16 protein-coding genes are annotated in these 16,968 nt (G+C 67.0%); 13 read left to right on the forward strand and 3 right to left on the reverse strand.

Features of this window, described 5'->3' with window-relative positions:
- Window positions 1-534 precede the first annotated feature (534 nt).
- Both infA and CCO03_RS02000 read left to right on the forward strand, forming a co-directional pair.
- Window positions 535-795, forward strand: coding sequence for a translation initiation factor IF-1 (gene infA, locus CCO03_RS01995; RefSeq protein ID WP_087276574.1), 261 nt, complete (start codon window positions 535-537; stop codon window positions 793-795).
- Window positions 796-1,136: 341 nt separating this feature from the next.
- The gene (locus CCO03_RS02000) at window positions 1,137-2,027 is read left to right on the forward strand and encodes a 5'-methylthioadenosine/adenosylhomocysteine nucleosidase (RefSeq protein ID WP_236903993.1); all 891 of its coding nucleotides are present in this window, start codon (window positions 1,137-1,139) and stop codon (window positions 2,025-2,027) included.
- Between the two features lie 51 nt (window positions 2,028-2,078).
- On the opposite strand, the gene corA is transcribed toward CCO03_RS02000, so the two are convergent.
- Window positions 2,079-3,065: a magnesium/cobalt transporter CorA gene (gene corA / locus CCO03_RS02005; protein WP_087276576.1), complete on the reverse strand. Its 987-nt coding sequence runs from the start codon at window positions 3,063-3,065 to the stop codon at window positions 2,079-2,081.
- A 499-nt stretch (window positions 3,066-3,564) separates the two neighbouring features.
- On the opposite strand from corA, the gene hpf reads away from it, so the two are divergent.
- The 3 genes from hpf to hprK all read left to right on the forward strand — a co-directional run bounded on the left by hpf (window position 3,565) and on the right by hprK (window position 6,098).
- A complete protein-coding gene (gene hpf, locus CCO03_RS02010; protein ID WP_087276578.1) occupies window positions 3,565-3,894 on the forward strand; it encodes a ribosome hibernation-promoting factor, HPF/YfiA family in 330 nt (109 codons plus the stop codon).
- Between the two features lie 155 nt (window positions 3,895-4,049).
- Window positions 4,050-4,526, forward strand: coding sequence for a PTS sugar transporter subunit IIA (locus tag CCO03_RS02015; protein WP_087276581.1), 477 nt, complete (start codon window positions 4,050-4,052; stop codon window positions 4,524-4,526).
- 609 nt (window positions 4,527-5,135) lie between these two features.
- Window positions 5,136-6,098, forward strand: a complete 963-nt coding sequence (gene hprK / locus CCO03_RS02020) for an HPr(Ser) kinase/phosphatase (protein WP_087276583.1) — start codon at window positions 5,136-5,138, stop codon at window positions 6,096-6,098.
- A gap of 258 nt (window positions 6,099-6,356) precedes the next feature.
- Here the strand turns inward: hprK and fur are convergent, their stop codons facing one another.
- Together fur and CCO03_RS02030 are read right to left on the reverse strand one after the other, a co-directional pair.
- Window positions 6,357-6,821, reverse strand: coding sequence for a ferric iron uptake transcriptional regulator (gene fur / locus CCO03_RS02025; protein ID WP_087283974.1), 465 nt, complete (start codon window positions 6,819-6,821; stop codon window positions 6,357-6,359).
- 227 nt (window positions 6,822-7,048) lie between these two features.
- A complete protein-coding gene (locus CCO03_RS02030) occupies window positions 7,049-8,776 on the reverse strand; it encodes a long-chain fatty acid--CoA ligase (RefSeq protein ID WP_087276586.1) in 1,728 nt (575 codons plus the stop codon).
- Between the two features lie 208 nt (window positions 8,777-8,984).
- Here CCO03_RS02030 and CCO03_RS02035 point away from each other — a divergent pair, with 208 nt between their 5' ends.
- From CCO03_RS02035 to holA, 8 genes are all read left to right on the forward strand, one after another.
- Window positions 8,985-9,569, forward strand: coding sequence for an outer membrane protein assembly factor BamE (locus CCO03_RS02035; protein ID WP_087276589.1), 585 nt, complete (start codon window positions 8,985-8,987; stop codon window positions 9,567-9,569).
- A gap of 65 nt (window positions 9,570-9,634) precedes the next feature.
- Window positions 9,635-10,456 carry a 4-hydroxy-tetrahydrodipicolinate reductase gene (gene dapB, locus CCO03_RS02040; RefSeq protein ID WP_087276593.1) on the forward strand — a complete coding sequence of 274 codons (822 nt, stop codon included), beginning with the start codon at window positions 9,635-9,637 and terminating at the stop codon, window positions 10,454-10,456.
- 44 nt (window positions 10,457-10,500) lie between these two features.
- The gene (locus CCO03_RS02045) at window positions 10,501-11,142 is read left to right on the forward strand and encodes a MotA/TolQ/ExbB proton channel family protein (protein ID WP_087276596.1); all 642 of its coding nucleotides are present in this window, start codon (window positions 10,501-10,503) and stop codon (window positions 11,140-11,142) included.
- 16 nt (window positions 11,143-11,158) lie between these two features.
- On the forward strand, window positions 11,159-11,596 hold the full coding sequence (locus tag CCO03_RS02050; protein ID WP_087276599.1) for an ExbD/TolR family protein: 438 nt from the start codon (window positions 11,159-11,161) through the stop codon (window positions 11,594-11,596).
- 41 nt (window positions 11,597-11,637) lie between these two features.
- Entirely contained in the window at window positions 11,638-12,378 is a 741-nt protein-coding gene (locus tag CCO03_RS02055; protein ID WP_087283976.1) for a metallophosphoesterase, read from the forward strand.
- A gap of 54 nt (window positions 12,379-12,432) precedes the next feature.
- A complete protein-coding gene (gene leuS / locus CCO03_RS02060; RefSeq protein WP_087276602.1) occupies window positions 12,433-15,153 on the forward strand; it encodes a leucine--tRNA ligase in 2,721 nt (906 codons plus the stop codon).
- Between the two features lies 1 nt (window position 15,154).
- Window positions 15,155-15,775: an LPS-assembly lipoprotein LptE gene (locus CCO03_RS02065; RefSeq protein WP_087276605.1), complete on the forward strand. Its 621-nt coding sequence runs from the start codon at window positions 15,155-15,157 to the stop codon at window positions 15,773-15,775.
- Window positions 15,776-15,898: 123 nt separating this feature from the next.
- Complete coding sequence (gene holA, locus CCO03_RS02070) at window positions 15,899-16,963, forward strand: DNA polymerase III subunit delta (RefSeq protein ID WP_087276608.1); 1,065 nt, start codon at window positions 15,899-15,901, stop codon at window positions 16,961-16,963.
- Window positions 16,964-16,968 lie beyond the last annotated feature (5 nt).

The following is a 16,968-nucleotide window of genomic DNA, read 5'->3' on the forward strand; positions in this document are numbered from 1 at the left end:
ATTGGCAACGCGAGCGACAAACGCCGTGCGACCAAGCCAGAAGGAGGCGAGACGGGTCAAAAAGTTCGCGGGAATTGCGGGTTACCCCTCAGCTTTACACAGCCGATGCATGAAGCCCGGGGATCCTTGGTCAACGGCACCGTCGCGCAGACCCTGCCCAACGGCCCGCAGCGCCCGCCCAGCGGGGCTTTGGGTGCCGGTTTGCAGCAGACAAACAGCAGGCCGGCTGCCTAAAATAATGGGCTTTTCGCAGAACGGGCAGGGCGAGCTACCGCCAGGGCAGGCGGCCTCTTCCAGCCCGAGGACGAAGGCATGCGCGGCGGCGAACGCAGTCACCCCGGTCCGGAGCCATCCGGCGGGTGATCCAGCAGGGCGGCAGCCAGTGGCGGCGTTGTGGGGCGACACAACGGCGTCATGGTGGTCCGGGGCCTCAGGGCTCGGGACACGGAACAGACAGGCTTTGAATCAAAGGGATGCCGGCGCTCCGGATCCTGGATCAACCGGACCCACAGGCGGGGTCCACAGGAACAGTGAATGGCAAAGGAAGAACTGATCGAAATGCAGGGCGTGGTGAACGAAGTCCTGCCTGACACACGCTTTCGCGTGACGCTGGAGAACGGCCACGAGCTCATTGCCTACTCGGCCGGCAAGATGCGCAAGCACCACATCCGCATCCTGGCCGGCGACAAGGTGTCGCTGGAACTCTCGCCCTACGACCTGACCAAGGGCCGCATCAAATTCCGCCACCTCGAAGGCCGGGGCCCCGGCCCTGCCGGTGGCCAGCGCCGCCGCTGATCCGCAGCCCTCAGGGCGACTGGAGCGCCCCTGCCGCTGCCGTCCGGGTGCTGGCCGCGAGGACACTGCGGGTCATTGGGCTGCAGCCGGCGCCGGACGGCATCCCCCGCCGCTGCTGAAGAGTCCGCTCCCAGCCGCACAGCCCTTGTCCGGCTGGGTTGGCTTGCACCCATGGGCCCCGCGCCGCTGAAGGCGCCGTGTGAAGCGATCTGCGCGCACCGGCGGTGTCTGACGCCTGCTTGCCGCTGGCATCCGCGGCCCTGCGGCGGCACGGGGCTGTCTTGTGGGCAGCTGTGCCGCCAAGCCCTTGCTTGCGCCTTTCTTTCTCAGACATGCATCCCATGCCCGGTGATCCGACCCCCGCTCCGCGCGCCACGCCACGCCGGCTCGGCGTGATGGCGGCCTTACACGATGAGTTGCGGGCCTTTCTGGTGCAAGCCGCCCGCCAGGCGCAGACCCAGGCCGGCCAGTCAGGGTCTGGTGTACCGCTGGCCCCTGAGACAGCAGGGGCTGGTCGGCCCGGCTTTGTGCCCGGCACCCGCACCCTGGCCGGGCGCACGTTTCACAGCCTGCGGTGGCAGGACCTGGAGCTGGTGGTCGTCCTGTCCGGCATCGGCAAGGTGGCGACCGCCACCACGGCCACGCTGCTGGCCGACCGTTTCGGCGTGGAGGCCATGGTGTTCACGGGCGTCGCCGGCGGCTTGGGCGCGGCGCTGCAGGTGGGCGATGTGGTGGTGGCCGATGCCCTGCTGCAGCACGACATGGACGCCTCGCCGTTGTTTGCGCGCCATGAAGTGCCCCTCACCGGCCTGACGCGCTTTGCCAGCGATCCGGCCTTGTCCAACCCGCTGTACCAGGCCGCGCACGGCATGCTGAGCGCGGCCAGCCATGGCGTTGCGCCCGCCGTGCTGCAGCGCTTTGGCCTGGCGCAACCGCGTGTGCACCGGGGGCTGGTGGTGTCGGGCGACCGCTTCGTGGCCACCGCCGGCGAGCGCGAACGCCTGATGGCCGCCGTGCCGGATGCGCTGGCCGTGGAAATGGAAGGTGCCGCCGTGGCGCAGGTCTGCCACGCGTTCGGCCTGCCGCTGGCGGTGGTGCGCACCGTGTCCGACCGAGCGGACGACAGCGCGGCGGTCGATTTCCCCGCGTTCACCGCCGAGGTGGCCAGCCCCTACAGCGCGTGCGTGCTGGGCGCATGGCTGAACGGCTTGGGTCGTGAGGGTAGAGTATGAGGCCGCTGCCGTTCACATGAAAACGGCCATCGGTGCATACTGCCGTCCGCCTTATTTGAGCCAGCCGCGCTTGCGGAAGTACCACATGGGCGCCAGCGCGCTGGCCACCATCAACGCGATGGCGTAGGCGTAGCCATACTGCCAGTCCAGCTCGGGCATGAGCCTGAAGTTCATGCCGTAGACGCTGGCGATCAGCGTGGGCGGCAGCAGCGCCACGCTGGCCACCGAGAACAGCTTGATGATCTTGTTCTGGTTGATGTTGATGAAGCCGACGGTGGCGTCCATCAGGAAGTTGATCTTGTCGAACAGGAAGGTGGTGTGGCTGTCCAGCGAGTCCAGGTCACGCAGGATCTGGCGCGCCTCCTCGAACTGCTCGGCGTCCAGCATCTTGCTGCGCATCAAAAAACTGACGGCACGGCGCGTGTCCATCATGTTGCGCCGGATGCGCCCGTTCAAGTCCTCCTGGCGGGCGATCTCGGCCAGCACCTCGCCAGCGCTTTCGTCGGTCAGGTCGCCCTTGAGCACCAGCTTGCTGGCCGCCTCCAGCGCGTCGTAGACGTTTTCCAGCGAGTCGGCCGAGTACTCGGCATCGGCATCGAACAGCTTGAGCAGCACCTCTTTCGCATCTTCGATCAAACCTGGCGCGCGGCGTGCGCGCAGCCGCAGCAGGCGGATGACGGGCACCGTGTCGTCGTGGATGGAGAACAGCACGCCATGGCTGCGCAACTCCGGGTTGTGCGCGTTGAGGATGAAGGCGACGCGGATCTGGCGTGAGGAGTCGTCGTCGTCCACCAGAAAGTCGCTGCGGATGTGCGTGTCGCCGTTGTCTTCCTGGTAAAAGCGCGCCGACTCCTCGATGTCGTCGTCGGTCGCGTCTTCGGGAATCGTCACCCCGTAGTACTGCTTGACCCAGCGGATTTCTTCGGGCGACGGCGACTCGAGGTCCACCCAGACGGGGCGGAACTTGGCCAGTTCCTCCAGCGATTCGATTTCTTCCTGGACGAGGCGTCCGTTGACGAGCGTGAAGACATTGAGCATGGGGCTCGATCCTGTTCAACCGGGGCAAAGCGTGGCTGCTGGCGCCAAGAGATGGGGGTCCGCTTTCAGCCCAGGCCAGTCGGTGAGCCGAAAGCTACCGACTGTGGGGAGCTTCCATGGTGTCTGCGAGAAGAAGAAAAGGGGCGCGCAGGGTGTGCGCAGTGCGGCGGGATTATCACACCGATGGTGCCTGGCCTGCTGCCGTGGGGCCGGGGAGGGGGCGGCCGGCGTGAGCGGCGCGGCCCGTCACCTGAACGCCTGGGAATGCGGCTAACACGCGTTCAAGTCATCTCGAAGTCTATGCGCAAAACGGCGCGTCCTGCAGGTGCGCGCCATCGATGTCGGGCCGGGTGCTGGGCCATTTGGCGCGCGTTGCCTTTTTCGGGGTCGGGGCGCATAGTGGGGCTGCCGATTCAGGCCCCCGCCGATTCCGTGCAGGCCGATCGGCATGACAACCGGGACCATCCGAGTCCCGAGGACAAGTGGCAAAGGAGCGTTTATGAATCTGACGATCAGTGGGCACCATTTGGAAGTCACGCCTGCATTGAAAGACCATGTGACCAACAAGCTCGACCGCGTGACCCGGCACTTCGACCAGGTGGTGGACATCAAGGTGCTGCTCAGTCTCGACAATTCCAAAGAAAAGGAAAAACGCCAGCGTGCCGAATGCACCATCCGTGTGAAAGGCAACGATCTCCATGCGGAAAGCGTGAACGAAGACCTGTACGCCTCCATCGACGAGCTGGTGGACAAGCTCGATCGGCAGATCAACAAACACAAGGAAAAACTGCAGTCGCATGACCGCGATTCGGTGAAGAATTACGCCTGATCGCGGTGGCGCCGACCCGGTGCCGCCGACCTGTGGGGCCCAGCCAGTGCTGGGCCTTTTTGCTGAAGCAGCCCCACCCGTCGGTGGACCGTTCGTCGCCGTGTCCCTGGAACATCAGGGTTTGCCCCCGTCTGCAGGCATAATTTGTACCCGATATGAATCGCCTTGCCTCCATTCTTCCTGCACCACAGGTGCTCGTGGGCGTCGAAGCCACGAGCAAAAAGCGCGCCTTTGAAGAGGTTGGCTTGCTGTTCGAAACCATGCATGGCTTGTCGCGTGCCTTGATCACGGACAGCCTGTTTGCGCGTGAACGCCTGGGCTCCACCGGCCTGGGTTATGGCGTGGCCATCCCGCACGGCCGCATCAAGGGCCTGAAAGCGCCCATGGCTGCCGTGCTCAAGCTTGCGCAGCCCATCGGCTTTGATGCCCCCGATGAGAAGCCGGTGAACCTGCTGATCTTCTTGCTCGTGCCGGAAGCTGCCACGCAAAAGCACCTGGAGATCCTGTCGGAGATCGCCGAGTTGCTGAGCGACGGCGAAGTGCGTGAGAGCCTGCGCCAGGCCGACACCGCCGAGCAACTGCACCACCGCATCGTGGACTGGCAGTCGTCGCAGCCGGAACTGCCGGCCTGACGCCCGACCACACGCAGACCTCGCACCACTGCGTGAAGCGACCGCCTGCGCAGGCGGCGGGGGATTCGCGCGCCGTCGCTTGACCGCGAAAGACCTCATGCCGTGATCCCCATGCCGTGCCGGAGTCTCGCCGGCCCATCACGGGGACCTCGCACCACCTCACCCTCCTGGAAATGCTGCCCTCCAGTTGAATCTTGGGGGTATGGTTCGATTTCCGTTGTTGCTGTGACGAGAGTGGATCCATACTGTTGGATGATTGGCCTTGGGCCAACTGGCGTGCCGTTGACCTGTCGTTGCGGGCGGTGATGGCGCGCCATCGCAGGGGCTGGGCGGGCTTGTTCACCGCGTGGTGATGCAGGGGCTGAGGCTGACGAGGGGAGCGCCCACGGATGACAGCGAAGGCGAGGGCGGCACGAACACCAGGCTGACCTGACCGACCATCACGGCGAATTCGACCGTTGACCTGCTGGGCTGCGTGCCGACGACGGGCGCGACATGACCAGCCCCACGCCCCGCCCAAGGCCTGTTGCGCCTGTGCCTCAGGTGCGCGGGACGCCGCGACATTCCCGGCCACAATGGGGCTGTTCTGCCCGTTCCGAGGAGCCTTTTGTGAAGCCGCAAGCCATCAATGCCGACGCCTTGTTTGAAAGCCACCGGGCCATTTTTGGCTGGCACTGGCTGGCGGGATCGGGGGCGGCCGAGCGGCGCTTCGACGAAAAGGTGGTGCGCGAGGCGAGCTCAGGGGCAGACCTCGTTGGCTACCTGAACTACATCCATCCCTACCGCGTGCAGATCATCGGCTGGCGCGAGGTGGCCTACCTCACCAACGCGGCGCCCGAGGATTGCGCCCGGCGCGTGGCCCGCATCGTCACGCTGGAGCCGCCGGTCATCGTGCTGAGCGACGGCGCGGTGGCGCCCGATGCGCTGGTGGCCATGTGCGAACGGGCCCAGATCCCGCTGTTCGCGACGGAAACCTCGTCGGGCCAAGTGATCGACGTGTTGCGCACCTTTTTGTCGCGCCACTTCGCCGACCGCACCACCATGCACGGCGTGTTCATGGACATCCTGGGCATCGGCGTGCTGATCACAGGCGAGTCTGGCCTGGGCAAGAGCGAGCTGGGCCTGGAGTTGATTTCGCGCGGCAATGGCCTGGTGGCCGACGATGCGGTGGACCTGTACCGCATCAACCAGTCGACCATCGAGGGGCGTTGCCCGCCCTTGCTGCAGAACCTGCTGGAGGTGCGCGGCATCGGCCTGCTGGACATCCGCACCATCTTTGGCGAGTCGGCCGTGCGCCGCAACATGCGGCTGCGGCTCATCGTGCACCTGGTGCGCAAGGAGACCATGGAGCGCGACTACGAGCGCCTGCCCTTCGAGCCGCTGATGCAGGACGTGATGGGTGTGCCGATCCAGAAGTCCGTGATCCAGGTGGTGGCGGGGCGCAACATCGCCGTGCTGGTGGAGGCTGCCGTGCGCAACGCCATCCTCATGATGCGCGGCGTGAACACCTACCAGGACTTCGTCGAGCGCCACCGCCGCGCCATGCACGAGGCGTCGCAGCAGTCGGGGTGACGCTGCCACGCCTTGAGGGCGAGGGTGTTCGAGCGGGCGCACACGGCCCACGTTCACGTCGTAGGCCACGCGGGCGAGGCCGGTCACCCCGATGCGCTGACGTGGCCGAGCTTGACCCGCAGGTTCAGGCCGGCCGGCGCAAGGCCTGTGTCGGCGAGTGCGGTGACGTGAGAGAAGAAATACAAAGGGTATGCGCCTATCGCCGTTTCTGAATCAACGGCGGTGGGTGCATACCCCTTGTAGTGTGGGTGGGCGAGCTCAGCGTCCGTGGCGCCGGCTGACGCACTCGGGATCGCTGCAGTGGCCGTAGATGATCAGGGCGTGGTCCGCGATCTGAAAGCCATGCTGCTCGGCAATGGCGTGTTGGCGGGCTTCGATGTCGGCGTCGAAGAACTCCTCGACACGGCCGCAGTCGATGCAGACCAGGTGGTCGTGGTGTTCGCCTTCGTTGATCTCGTAGACGGCCTTGCCGCCCTCGAAATTGCTGCGGACCAGCAGGCCCGCCTGTTCAAACTGGGTCAGCACGCGGTAGACCGTGGCCAGGCCGATGTCCGAGCGCTCGGCCAGCAGCAGGCGGAACACGTCGTCGGCCGTCAGGTGGCGCTGCTCGCTCTTTTGGAAGATCTCGAGGATCTTCAGGCGTGGCAGCGTGGCCTTGAGGCCGGTGCTCTTCAGTTCGTCCAGGGTGTCCGGACGCGAGATTTTGGGGTTGCCAGTGGTCATGGTCATGCTCAAGAGGGCGTGGCGAATGCCGAGGGTGGCACCGCGAGGAAAGCCGGCTCAGCGCCGGATGCCGCCTGCGCATCGGAGCGGCTTTCGAGACGTGCCCGGATGCTACACCGAGCCCGCCGCTGGCTGGCAGGGCCGGCACCAATGCCAGCACCGAACTGGCGACATCCGCCCGACGCGGCCCCAGGTGGTTTCGGGCCACTTGGGGCGCGGTGCAGGGCTCACACCGCCACGGCGGCGTTGCGGGCGTTTTGCGCGTCCTGTTCATCCTGCAGCACGCGCCACAGCACCTTGCCGCTGCCGCTCTTGGGCAGGGCAGCCACGAAGGCGACTTCGCGCGGCACCTTGTAGGCGGCCATGTTGTCGCGGCACCAGGCCACGATGTCCTCGGCCGTGGTGTGCTGGTGGTCGGCACGCAGCACGACGACGGCCTTGGGCGATTCGCCGCGGTAGGCATCGCGCGAGGCGATCACACAGGCCTCCTGCACCGCCGGGTGCTTGTACATCAGCAGTTCGACTTCGGCCGGCCAGACCTTGAACCCGCTGGCGTTGATCATGCGCTTGAGGCGGTCGGTGATGAAGAAGAAGCCTTCCTCGTCCATGCGGCCCATGTCGCCGGTGCGGAAGTAGCGTTGGCCGTCGAACTCGACGAAGGCGGCCTGGGTGGCCTCGGGGTTGCGCCAATAGCCGCTGAAGATCTGCGGGCCGCGCACGATGATCTCGCCCGACTCGCCCACGGGCATCTCGAGCAGCGTTTCGGGATCGACCACGCGCGCATCGGTGCCCACGAAGGGCATGCCCAGGCACTGCTGCTTGGGGTGGGAGATGTGGTTGGCGTGCGTTGGTGCTGCGGTCTCGGTCAGGCCGTACCCCTCTTGGTAGACCAGGCCGTACTGGTCGAGCAGGCGCTGAGCCACGGCCTGCGGCATGGCGGCGCCGCCGCCGCCGATGGAGGTGAGGCTGGACAGGTCGTACTGCGCGAACTGGGGGCTGCTCATCAGGTCGATGACCATGGTGGGGATGTTGGTCCAGCTCGTCACCTTCCAGCGCGAGATCAGGTGGCCGGCCACGTCCCGGTCCCAGCGCGGCATCAGCACCAAGGTGGAGGCGCAGTAGATCGTCGTGTAGAGCATGCTGACGATGCCCGTGGCGTGGAACATGGGCACCACCGCCAGGGTGATGGCCTCGGAGTGGCCCTGGCCCCAGAGCGAGCCGGCCACGGTGTTGTGCATCAGTGTGCGGTGCGGGTGGATGCAGCCCTTGGGCAGGCCTGTGGTGCCGCTCGTGTAAGGCAGCACGGCCATGTCGTCGGCACCGGCCACGTGCGGCGGAGGCGCTTCGGTCGTTTGCAACAACGGTTGCCAGGCGTGAACCTGGCCGCCTTCGAGCTGCGGCAGCGGGCGCTCGGGCACCAGCCAGTCCACCCAGCCGGCCGCCATGGCGGGCGTGCCGACGGCGGTGTCCACGTCGAAGGCATCGCGGTATTGCGTGACCACGAGCTGGCTCAGGCGCTCTGCGGCCGGCAGGTCGTTGCTGGCCGCAGCCAGCAGTGGCGCGAGGTCGGCGGTGGTGAGGGCCACCTTGGCCTGCGCGTCCTGGATGTAGTGCTTGAGCTCCTCGGCACGGTTCATGGGGTTGACCGGCACCACCACGGCGTTGGCGCGCAGGATGGCGAAGTGCGCCACGATGAGCTGCGGCACGTTCTGCATGTTGAGCAGCACCCGATCGCCCTGGCGCACGCCCAGCGCATGCAGGGCCGCGGCCAGGCGCTCCGTCTGGCTCAGCAGCTCCCCATACGTGGTCACGCGGTCGAAGAACACCAGGGCGGCCTTGTCCGGATAACGCTGTGCCGACACGGCCAGGTTGTGCCAGATGGACGTGGTGGGCACGTGGATGGCGTGCGGGACACGCGCAGGCCAGAACGCGTGGTGACGGGGGGAAGCGGACATGGGGGCAGGTCTCCTGTTGAAATGGTCGGTCTCCCGCTGAGCGTAGCCGAGCCGCTGGCGTCTGAACAGGCGCAATTGCCCCAGCAGGCCCCGAGCAAGCGCCCCGGCAAGACGCTGCGCGGTCTGTAACCGCCCATGCCGGCGGGCGGGCCAGGGATTGACCCCCGCTCGCTACAATGGCCGTCGCATTGACAGCCCCACCCGTTGCATGTCCTTTCCTGATTCACGCCGCGCCCTCGCTTGGCGCCCCTGGCTGCTGAGTGCCAGCGCTTTTGCAGCGCTGGCGCTGAGCGCCTGCAGTTCCTGGGACACGTCGTCCAGACGCATGCTGGATGCGGTGACGCCTTACCGTCCCGAAGTGATCCAGGGCAATTTCATCTCCGCCGAACAGGTGCAGGCCGTGCAACCCGGCATGTCGCGCCTGCAGGTGCGGGACATCCTGGGCACCCCCCTGGTGGCCAGCGCATTCCATTCGGACCGCTGGGACTATGTGTTCACCATGAAGCGCAAGGGGGTGGACGAGCAGCGCTACAAGCTGACCGCCTTCTTCAGCGGGGACCTGCTCGATCGCGTCGAGAGCGACGAGATGCCCAGCGAAGAAGAGTTCGTGCAGCGCATCGACAGCCACAGCACGCGCAAGCCCAAGGTGCCGCAGCTCGAGGCCAAGCCTGAACAGCTCGAGAAATTCCGCGAGCGCAACGCGGCCAAGCCGGGTGCGCCCGCGCCCGAAGAAGACGTCCTGCCGTCCAGCTCTGCGCCCCAAGACTACCCACCGCTCGAGCCTGCGCGCTGAGGCGCCGCTGGCCTGTTCCTTTTTGCTTGTTGGCCGCCCCACGGGGCGCAAAGTCCGGTTTCACCATGTCCTCTTCCCCGTCGCACCCCCACCGCATCGCTGTCGCTGGCGCCAGCGGCCGCATGGGCCACATCCTCATCGAATCCATCGGTCAGGCCGATGACTGCCGCCTGGCCGGTGCGCTGGACCTGCCCGGCAGTCCCGCGCTGGATGCGGACGCCGCAGGCTTTCTGGGCCGCGAAAGCGGGGTGCTGGTCACCGACAACCTGCGTCAGGGCCTGCAGAACGCCGAGTTCCTGATCGATTTCACCCGACCCGAAGGCACGCTGGCGCACCTGGCCATGTGCCGCGAGCTGGGCGTGAAGCTGGTGGTGGGCACCACGGGTTTCAGCGAGGCGCAGAAAGCCGAGTTCGCCGAGGCTGCCAAAGACATCGCCATCGTCATGGCCCCGAACATGAGCGTGGGCGTGAACGTGACCTTCAAGCTGCTGGAGATGGCGGCCAAGGCCTTGGCCACCGGTTACGACATCGAGGTCATCGAAGCGCACCACCGCCACAAGGTGGACGCGCCCAGCGGCACCGCGCTGAAGATGGGCGAAGTGCTGGCCGAAGCCTTGGGCCGCGACCTCAAGGCCTGCGCCGTGTTCGACCGCCATGGCATCACCGGTGAGCGGGATCCCTCGTCCATCGGCTTCACGGCCATCCGGGGCGGCGACATCGTGGGCGACCACACCGTGCTGTTCGCAGGCACCGGCGAACGCATCGAAATCACGCACAAATCGTCGAGCCGGGCCGGCTACGCACAGGGCAGCCTGCGCGCCGTGCGCTTCCTGGCCACCCAGTCCAAGGGCCTGTTCGACATGTTCGACGTGCTCAACCTGCGCTGAATCCGGCGCGAACCTTTGCCCTTGACGCGCACTCCAAGCCGACCATGAACCTCTCGCACGTGTTTTCGCAGGCCGATGCCGTCGGCAAGGCCGTGGCCATCCTCCTGCTGGCGATGTCCATCGCCAGCTGGGTCATCATCCTCTACAAGCTGTGGCTGCTGACGCGCGCCGACCGCACCATCACGCGGTCGGTGGCGGCGTACTGGCAGGCGCCCTCGGCCGCCGATGCCGGAACCCGCGTGGCCGAGGTGGACCGCATGGCGCTGGCCACCCCGCTGGTCGTGGCCACGCAGCTGGCCCCGGCCGGCACCATGGCGGGCGCCGGTGGGCGCGAGCAGCAGCTCACGCGTCGCCTGCGCAATGCCCTGCACGGTGCGGTCGCGCGCCTGCAGTTCGGCCAGACGCTGCTGGCCACGGTGGGCTCGATCGCGCCGTTCGTTGGCCTGCTGGGCACGGTCTGGGGCATCTTCCACGCGTTGACAGGCATCGCCGCCGCTGGTCAGGTGAGCATCGAGAAGGTCGCCGGCCCCGTGGGCGAGGCCTTGATCATGACCGCCGCCGGTCTGGCCGTGGCCATCCCGGCGGTGCTGGCCTACAACTGGTTCGGCCGCACCGTGGCCCGCCTGGAAGGCGAACTCGAAGGCTTTGCGCGCGACCTGCGCGAGCTGTTCACCCAAGCCGACTGACGGCCAAGGACGCCCCATGGCATTCGGACGACTGGAGCGCAACAAGGGCAACGAGCCCATGAGCGACATCAACGTCACGCCGCTGGTCGACGTGATGCTGGTGCTGTTGGTGATCTTCATCATCACGGCGCCGCTGCTGGCCAGCACCATCAAGCTCGATTTGCCCAAGACCGACGCGGCCAAGCCCAGCGACCCGCCCAAGTTCATCACCCTGGTCATCGACCCCCAGGGCACGGTCTACCTCAACGACCAGCCCGTGAGCGTGGCGCAGATGCAGTCCACGCTGGTGGAAACCGCGCAGGCGAATCCGCAGACCGAGGTGCAGCTGCGCGCCGACAAGGGCGTGCCCTATGGCCGCGTGGTGCAGGTGATTGGCGATGCGCAGAAGGCCGGCCTGTCGCGCATCGGCTTCGTGGCCGATGCGCCCTCGGGTGCGGCTTCCGGTGCCAATTGACCTCATTTTAGTTGCAGTATGCTGGCATTGCCGTTGTCAAAATGGACTTGCTGGCTGAATACCCCATCAATGATGTGGGGCGCGATTTTGCCGTCGGTGACATCCACGGCCATTTTGGCGCGCTGCTTCAGGGCCTGCGCGCCATGGGCTTCGACGCCCGGCGTGACCGCCTGTTCTCGGTTGGCGACCTCATCGATCGAGGCCCGGATTCGGCGCAGGTGCTGAACTGGCTGGGCAAGCCCTGGTTCCACGCCATTCGCGGCAACCACGAGGCCATGGCCATTGCCGCGGTGCAGGGCGGTGCCGAAGACGCCCTGTTCCACGCCCGGCATGGCGGGGCCTGGCTGCAGGCCCTGCCGCTGGCGCAACGCCAGCAGGTGGCCGAGCGCCTGCAGGCCCTGCCGCTGGCCCTGGAGGTGGCGACCCACGCGGGGCCGGTCGCCCTGGTGCACGCCGACCTGCCGAGCGACGACTGGCCGGCCTTTGCCGACGACCTGCGCAACCGCAGCCTCTCGCGCCACGACGAAATGACCTGCTTGTGGTCCACGGCGCGCCATGCGCACCGCTATGCCGCGCCGGTGCGCCAGCTGCGGGCCCTGGTCCACGGCCACCTCACCGTGCCGCAGATGGAGACCCTGGGCAACGTCCACTACATCGACACCCACCACAGCCTGTTGCCCGCCTCAGAGGCCGGTCATTTCACCTTTCTGGACCTGGCGACGCTGACAGCCCATGCGGGTCCGGGTGGCAACTGGCGCAAGATCCCCGCGCGCTACCGCTGACCCACCGCTCCTTCCAGGAGGCCGCCTGCGGCACGCCTACAATTTCGCCCCATCATGCAAGACAAGTACAGCCACTCCGAGGTGGAAGCCGCCGCCCAGGCCGACTGGCAGGCGGCCGATGCCTACCGCGTCACCGAAGACGCCAGCAAGCCCAAGTATTACGCCTGCTCCATGCTGCCGTACCCCAGCGGCAAGCTGCACATGGGCCATGTGCGCAACTACACCATCAACGACATGCTGACGCGCCAGCTGCGCATGAAGGGCTTCAACGTCCTGATGCCCATGGGCTGGGACGCCTTCGGCCTGCCGGCCGAGAACGCGGCGCTGAAGAACAAGGTGCCACCGGCGCAGTGGACCTACGACAACATCGCCTACATGAAGGGCCAGATGCAGGCCATGGGCCTCGCCATCGACTGGTCGCGCGAAGTTGCCACCTGTGATCCGGCCTACTACAAGTGGAACCAGTGGCTGTTCCTCAAGATGCTGGAAAAAGGCATCGCCTACCGCAAGACCCAGGTCGTGAACTGGGACCCGGTGGACCAGACCGTGCTGGCCAACGAGCAGGTCATCGACGGCCGCGGCTGGCGCACGGGCGCGCTGGTGGAAAAGCGCGAAATCCCCGGCTACTACCTGCAGATCACCGACTACGCCCAGGAGCTGCTCGACCACGTGCAGCTGGACAACCCCAAGGCGACCCTGACCGGCTGGCCCGACAAGGTGCGCCTGATGCAGGAAAACTGGATCGGCAAATCCAGCGGCGTGCGCTTTGCGTTCACGCACGGCATCCGCGACGCGGCGGGTGAGCTGATCCAGGATGGCAAGCTCTACGTGTTCACCACGCGGGCCGACACCATCATGGGCGTGACCTTCTGTGCCGTGGCGCCCGAACACCCGCTGGCCCAGCACGTGGCCGCGACCGACGCAACCGTGGCCGCCTTCATCGAAGAGGCCAAGAAGGGCGGCACGACCGAAGCCGAGCTGGCGGCCAAGGAAAAGGCCGGTGTGCCGTTGGGCCTGAACGTGCGTCACCCGCTGACCGGCGAAGACGTGCCGGTGTGGGTGGGCAACTACGTGCTCATGAGCTATGGCGACGGTGCCGTCATGGGCGTGCCGGCGCACGACGAGCGCGATTTCGCCTTCGCGCGCAAGTACGAGCTGCCGGTCACGCAGGTCATCGGCGTCGATGGCCAACGCTATGACTACGAGCAGTGGCAGGACTGGTACGGCGACAAGGGGCAAGGCGTCACCATCAACTCGGGCAGCTTCAGCGGCCTGCGCCATGCCGAGGCCGTCGACGCCGTGGCCCAGGCGCTGGTCGACAAAGGCCTGGGGGAGAAGAAGACCACCTGGCGTCTGCGCGACTGGGGCGTGAGCCGCCAGCGCTACTGGGGCACGCCCATCCCCATGATCCTGTGCGAGGCCTGCGGCCCGCAGCCCGTGCCCGAGCAGGACCTGCCCGTGGTGCTGCCGCAGGATCTGGTGCCCGATGGCTCGGGCAACCCGCTGGTCAAGAGCGAAGCCTTCCACGCCGGCGTGGTCTGCCCCTGCTGCGGCCAGCCGGCCCGGCGCGAGACGGACACCATGGACACCTTCGTGGACTCGTCCTGGTATTTCATGCGCTACTGCGACCCCCAGCTGGCCAGCGCCATGGTGGGCGAGGGCACGGCCTACTGGATGCGCGATGCCCAGCGCGCCACCGGCGGCGCCGGCATGGACCAGTACATCGGCGGCATCGAGCACGCCATCCTGCACCTGCTGTATGCGCGTTTCTGGACCAAGGTCATGCGCGACCTGGGCCTGGTGACGGTGGACGAGCCCTTTGCCAAGCTGCTCACGCAGGGCATGGTGCTCAACCACATCTACAGCCGGCGCACGGCCAAGGGCGGCAAGGAGTATTTCTGGCCCAAGGACGTCGAGCACGTGCTCGGCGAGGACGGCAAGATCGTTGGCGCCCAGCTCAAGCACGCCGTGGACAGCGCCGACGGCCTGTTGCCGGTGGGCACGGCCATCGACTACGAGGGCGTGGGCACCATGTCCAAGTCCAAGAACAACGGCGTCGATCCGCAGGACCTGATCGAGAAGTACGGCGCCGACACCGCGCGCCTGTACACCATGTTCACGGCCCCACCCGAGCTGACGCTGGAGTGGAACGAATCCGCCGTGGAGGGCAGCCACCGCTTCATGCGCCGGGTGTGGAACTTCACCGCCAAGCATGCCGAGGCCCTGCAGACATCGGCGGCTTCAGGTGTCAGTACCGCGGCCCTGCGATCGGAGGCCAAGGCCTTGCGCCGGGAACTCCACCTTGTGCTCAAACAGGTCAGCTACGACTACGAGCGCATGCAGTACAACACCGTGGTGTCGGGCTGCATGAAGCTGCTCAACGCGCTGGAGACCTTCACCTGGCAAGTTGGCGATGCCGGCGACCAGGCCGTGCTGAGCGAAGGCGTCTCGATTCTGCTGCGCAGCCTGTACCCGGCCACGCCGCACATGACGCATGTGCTGTGGACCGAGCTGGGCTACGCGCAGGCCTTGGGCTCGTTGCTCGACGCGCCCTGGCCCGAGGTCGACCCCCAGGCGCTGGTGCAGGACGAGATCGAGCTGATGCTGCAGGTCAATGGCAAGCTGCGCGGCTCGGTCACGGTGCCGGCGGGGGCCGACAAGGCCGCCATCGAAGCGGTGGCCCTGGCCCACGAGGGCTTCATCAAATTCTCGGACGGCAAGGCCCCCAAGAAGGTCATCGTGGTGCCCGGCCGGCTGGTCAACGTGGTGGTCTGACATGCACACACGCGCACCCATCCCCTCCACCTCGCGCCGCCGCTGGCTGCAGGCGGTGTCGGCGCTGGGCGCCGTCTCGGCGCTGTCGGCCTGCGGCTTCAAGCTGCGCCAGGCGCCGCAGTTCGCGTTCTCGACCATCCACCTGGGCACGGCGGCCGGTTCGCTGATCGGCCAGGGGCTGAAGCGGCAACTCGAGGGGTCGGGCCAGGTGCGCGTGGTGCCGATCGCCGAGGCCCAGGTCCTGCTGGAGGTGCTGGCCGAGCGCCGCGAACGCACCGTGGTCGGCCTGAACGCCAACGGCGAGGTGCGCGAAGTGACGATCCGGTCGCGCTTTCGTTTCCGGGTGCGCTCGCACGACGACCAGGAACTGGTGCCCGAGACCGAGCTGCTGCGCGAGATGGATGTGAGCTACGCCGAATCCCAGGCCCTGGCCAAGGATGCCGAAGTCGAGATGCTGTTCAAGTCCATGGCGTCCGATGCCGTGGACCAGATCATGCGCCGCCTGGCCATGATCAAACGCGTGACGCCCTTGCCGGGGGCGGCGGCCGCGGCTGCACCCACCAGCGGGGCCAGTCAGTCGGTTGCACCGGCCGCACCGGCGGCTTCCGGCTCGGGGTGGTGAGTTGGATGAGGTGCTGTCTGATGGAGTATGGGTTGATTGCCGTTGTTCTTGAAACGAGAAACGGCGAATACTCCATGTTGGGCATCGCCATGGCCATGAGCGCGCTGCGCACGGCGTGACCGCATGCAGATCGCGCTGAACCAGCTCTCGGCCCACCTGGCCAAACCCCTGCGTCCCCTGTACGTGGTGCACGGCGACGAGCCGTTGCTGGCGCAGGAGGCGCAGGACGCGATCCGCACCGTGGCGCGCGAGCGCGGCTACACCGAGCGCAGCGTGCACACCGTCATGGGTGCGCACTTCGACTGGGGCGCCGTGCTGGCAGCGGGCTCAGCCTTGAGCCTGTTTGCCGACAAGCAGATCGTCGACATCCGCATCCCGAGCGGCAAGCCGGGCAAGGACGGCAGCGCGGCCCTGCAGCAGCTGGCCGAGTTGCTGCAGCACGCCGGCGACGAGACCCTGTGGCTGATCAGCCTGCCGCGCCTGGACAAGCCCACGAAAAGCTCGGCCTGGTTCACGGCGCTGGACGGCGCGGGCGTGAGCCTGGCGGTCGAGCCCATCGACCGTTCGGCCTTGCCGGCCTGGCTGGCCAAGCGCCTGGCGAGCCAGGGTCAGCAGGTGGCGGCGGGCGAAGCCGGCCAGCATGCGCTGCAGTTCTTCGCCGACCGCGTGGAAGGCAACTTGCTGGCCGCGCACCAGGAAATCCAGAAGTTGGGGCTGTTGTACCCCGCGGGCGAGCTGACGGCCGGGCAGATCGAGTCCGCCGTGCTGAACGTGGCGCGCTACGACGTGTTCAAGCTGTCGGAAGCGGTGCTGGCGGGCCAGGTCGGGCGCACGCAGCGCATGCTCGACGGCCTGCGTGCCGAGGGCGAGCCCGAGGTGCTGGTGCATTTCGCGCTGGCCGAAGACATCCGCGCGCTGCACCGCGTCCGGCGCGCCGTGGATGCAGGTACCCCCTTGCCCATGGCGCTGCGCGAAAGCCGCATCTGGGGCCAGCGCGAGCGGCTGTTTGAGCGCGTGCTGCCGCAGTTGAGCCCGAAACGGCTGGCGAATTTGTTGCAGGCCGCGCACATTTGTGACGGCATTGTCAAAGGCCTGAAGCACGACGACTGGCCCGCCGACGGCTGGCAGGCCTTGCAGCGGCTGGCCTTCAACCTGAGCCTGGCGTGCAGGCCCCGTGAATCACGCTGACGCGA

It is taken from the genome of Comamonas serinivorans, from assembly GCF_002158865.1.
Taxonomy (GTDB): Bacteria; Pseudomonadota; Gammaproteobacteria; order Burkholderiales; family Burkholderiaceae_C; genus Comamonas_E; species Comamonas_E serinivorans.